The organism is Bifidobacterium sp. UBA6881, from assembly GCA_002451435.1.
Classification (GTDB): domain Bacteria; phylum Actinomycetota; class Actinomycetes; order Actinomycetales; family Bifidobacteriaceae; genus Bifidobacterium.
Window position 1 is genome coordinate 1 of sequence record DKCF01000027.1, and the last position, 3813, is coordinate 3813.

The following is a 3813-nucleotide window of genomic DNA, read 5'->3' on the forward strand; positions in this document are numbered from 1 at the left end:
CCGAACTGCACGCTGCCGTCCTTGAGGGCGAACAGGGTGTGGTCCTTGCCCATACCGACGTTCTCGCCCGGGTGGAACTTGGTGCCACGCTGGCGAACGATGATGTTGCCGGCCACGACGGCTTCGCCGCCGAACTTCTTCACACCGAGGTATTGCGCGTTTGAATCGCGACCGTTGCGCGAGCTGGATGCGCCCTTCTTATGTGCCATGTCTGTTCCTTTCGGTCCTTGACCCTAAACCTCTGCTCGAATCAGGCGATAGCCGTGATCTTGACAGCGGTCAGCTTCTGGCGATGACCCTTGCGACGAGCAACGCCGGTCTTGTTCTTGTACTTCATGATGCTGATCTTCGGACCCTTGGCCTCATCATCAACAACCTCAGCCTTGACGCTGAGCTTGGCGAGATCCTTGGCGCCGAGGGTGACCTTGGAGCCATCCACAACGAGGGCAACCGGGAACTCCACGGTATCGCCCTTCTGAGCCTTGAGACGGTTGACGAGGATGACGTCACCGACCTCGACCTTTTCCTGATGGCCGCCGGCCTTCACAATAGCGTACATATCCGTTCCTTTATTAACTTGGAAAGCTTACTGCCCGGCACGTTCGAGCCTCGCGGCCAGACACCAGCAATCTAATTTACACACACCCGCGTACAACCGCAAGTCTGTCACCGGCGTGTCAAGTTGACAGACCGGAATTATCCTTTATTCTTCTATTCCTCGTCCAAATCCGCGTTGTTCGCGGCCACGGCCGCGGCCGCGATCTGGGCGAGCTTGGCCTTCACGGCCGGCGAGGAACCCTTCGGAGCCTGCACGTCCGTGCCATGGCCATGCTTGTTGGTCTTGACGAACGGATCGCCGCCCTTCAAGGCATACGGATCATCGTAATCCGCGGACACGGTCGGCTCGTCGTGGAGGATGAAGCCACGTCCCTTGCAGGTCGGGCACTCCTCCGAGAAGGCCTCGACCAGACCCTGGCCGATGCGCTTTCGCGTCATCTGCACCAGACCAAGCGAAGTGACCTCGGCCACCTGGTGCTTGGTGCGGTCGCGCGCCAGGCACTCCACCAGTCTACGCAGCACCAGATCGCGGTTGGCCGGCATGACCATATCGACGAAGTCGATCATCACCATGCCGCCGATGTCGCGCAGACGAAGCTGTCGCGCGATCTCCTCGGACGCCTCGAGGTTGCAACGGGTCACCGTCTCCTCAAGGCTCTTGCCGCGGCCGATGAAACGACCGGTGTTCACGTCGATGGTGGTCATCGCCTCGGTGCGGTCGATGACGATCGACCCGCCGGACGGCAGGTAGACCTGACGTTCCATGCCCTTGCGCAGCTGGGAGTCGATCTGCCACTTGTCGAACACGTCCTTGCCCTCGTGCTCGGCCGGATCCCACTTCTCCAGCTTGTCCTTGAGGTCGGGGGCCATGGTGTCGAGGTATTCCTCGATGCGGTCGTACACACGGTCGCCTTCGACGATCATCTTGGAGAAATCGTCGTTGAAGATGTCGCGCACCACGCGGATGGCCACATCCGGCTCGCCCTGCAGCAGCTTCGGCCGCTTGCCATGGAGGAACTCGTCGCGCTTGGCGGTGATGCGCTCCCACTGGCGGGTGAGGTTCTCGAGGTCCTTGGTGATGGCCTCCTCGGTGGCTCCTTCGGCGGCGGTGCGGATGATCACGCCCATGTCCTTCGGGGCGATCTTCGAAACGATGCCCTTGAGACGCGAACGCTCACGCTCGCTGAGCTTGCGGCTCACGCCGGTCATGCCGCCGGACGGCACCAGCACGAGGAAACGGCCGGCAAGCGTCACCTGCGAGGTAAGACGCGCGCCCTTGTGGCCGATCGGGTCCTTGGTGACCTGCACCAGCACCGGATCGCCGGACTTGAACGCGAGCTCGATGCGGCGCGGCTGGCCCTCCAGACGCGTGGCGTCCCAGTTCACCTCGCCGGCGTACAGCACGCCGTTGCGCGGCTGGCCGATGTCGACGAACGCGGCCTCCATGCTCGGCAGCACGTTCTGCACGCGTCCCAGATAGATGTTGCCGACGGTGGCGACCTCCTGGATGTCCGACACGTAATGCTCGACGAGCACGTTGTCCTCGATCACGGAGATCTGCGTGTGACGCTCACGCTCGCGCACCACCATCAACCGCTCCACATGCTCGCGGCGCGCCAGGAAATCCTGCTCCATGATCTGGTTCTGGCGGCTGCGCTCACGACGGTTGTCGCGACGACGCTGCTTCTTGGCCTCAAGACGGGTCGATCCCTCGACATCCGTGATCTCGTCGATGTACTGCTGCTTGCGCGAACGACGGACCAGCGGCTCCTCGACGTCCTCGCCCTTCGAACCGCCACGACGGCGGCGACGGCGACGCGTGACCATGCCCTCGTCGTCGTCATCCTCATGATGGCGGCGGGATTCGTTCTCGGCATGCGCCCGCTCGTCGCCCTCGTCATGGTTGCCATGGCGGCGACGGCGACGCGTGCGCGTCGGCTGTTCGTCGTCATCGTCCTTGTTCTTGCGGGATTCGTCGTCGATCGGCGCGTAGGTGATGCCATCGAGAACCAGATCCTCCTCGATTTGCTCCACCTCCGCGGCCGCGCGACGCTCCTGGGCGTTCAGACGGCGCGAACGACGGGAACGACGGGACGAACCCTCCTCGTCGCCATCCGCATCGTCATGACGGTCGTCATCATGACGGCTCCCACGCTCGTCGCGATCATCGCGCGCGTCCTCTTCGGCATCGCGGCCACGGCGACGACGGCGACGCGACGGACGTTCCTCCTTATCGGAATCGTCGGCGCCCTGCGCATGGTCGGACGGGCGTTCCTCCGGCCGGGAGTCGTCGGCATCCTCGTCACGCACACGGGAAATCGACGGCAGCACCGGTTCCTGGAACAGCAGCGACATCATCGGACGGGGATTGTGATGGACCTCATGGCCCTCCGGCAACGTCTCCACGGCGTCCAACGCGCGCTCCACGGTCGCCTCATCGCCGCGCGGCTCCGAGGCACGGCGACGGGAACCCCGCGCCGGACGTTCGTCATCCTCGCCTTCATCGGCAAGCGCGCGACGACGGCGACGGCGCGGAACATCCTCTTCCTCGTCATCATACGAACGACGACGCGACGCGCGGTCGTTCCGGCCGTCGTCATCGGAAAACTCCGCGACGTGGCGGCGACGGCGACGCGACGGACGGTTTTCGTCATCATCCCGGCGAGCGGAACCGGACGAATCCGCCACGTCATCGGAGACATCGGACGAATCGGACGCCGACCCGGAACGCGGCTGCGAAAGCTTCGGCTCCTCGAACAGCGGCGACGGGGAATGCTCCTCGACCTTCAGTTCGAGCGAGGCGCCCGCCGCGCCCACGCCACGCACCACGCGGCGGCCGCCACGACGGCGACGCGGACCGGAATTGGAATCTGCTGATGTTGCGGCCTCGACACCGTCAAGGCCCTCATTGGTATTAGGCACAATGCTCCTTGGGCGACGCGCTGCAATCGCTTCGCCCTGCTTAGGCCTCGTACGGCTCTCACGCCACGCTCTCACCGTGACCGCGCGTCTTGGCGCCCGTAGGAGGCGAACTCCATAAAAGTCTCCATCATGCGATGGCGGACACCGGCGCTCGCGGGCAAACACAAACTTCACGCGAGGGGATCAACGCCATCGGATGCATCGGCGGCTTGCAGAACCACCGTCTATAAGTATGACACAAAAAACAACGGAATGTGACGCGGCGGGAAATTTTCCGTCGCGTCACCGCGTCGCATCGGCGACGCGCGCGTCCATCACGCGGATTCGCGCGCA

General features: G+C 63.8%; 3 protein-coding genes. All 3 read right to left on the bottom strand.

Translation table 11 applies throughout. The features are described from left to right. Positions 1 to 209, bottom strand: a 209-nt coding sequence (rpmA, locus tag B3C64_RS02035) for a 50S ribosomal protein L27 (protein WP_291533366.1), incomplete at its 3' end; no start/stop codon positions are given. Positions 210 to 250: 41 nt separating this feature from the next. After that, complete coding sequence (gene rplU, locus B3C64_RS02040; RefSeq protein WP_291533367.1) at positions 251 to 559, bottom strand: 50S ribosomal protein L21; 309 nt, start codon at positions 557 to 559, stop codon at positions 251 to 253. Positions 560 to 711: 152 nt separating this feature from the next. Beyond that, on the bottom strand, positions 712 to 3483 hold the full coding sequence (locus B3C64_RS02045; RefSeq protein ID WP_291533372.1) for an Rne/Rng family ribonuclease: 2772 nt from the start codon (positions 3481 to 3483) through the stop codon (positions 712 to 714). Between the last annotated feature and the right edge of the window lie 330 nt (positions 3484 to 3813).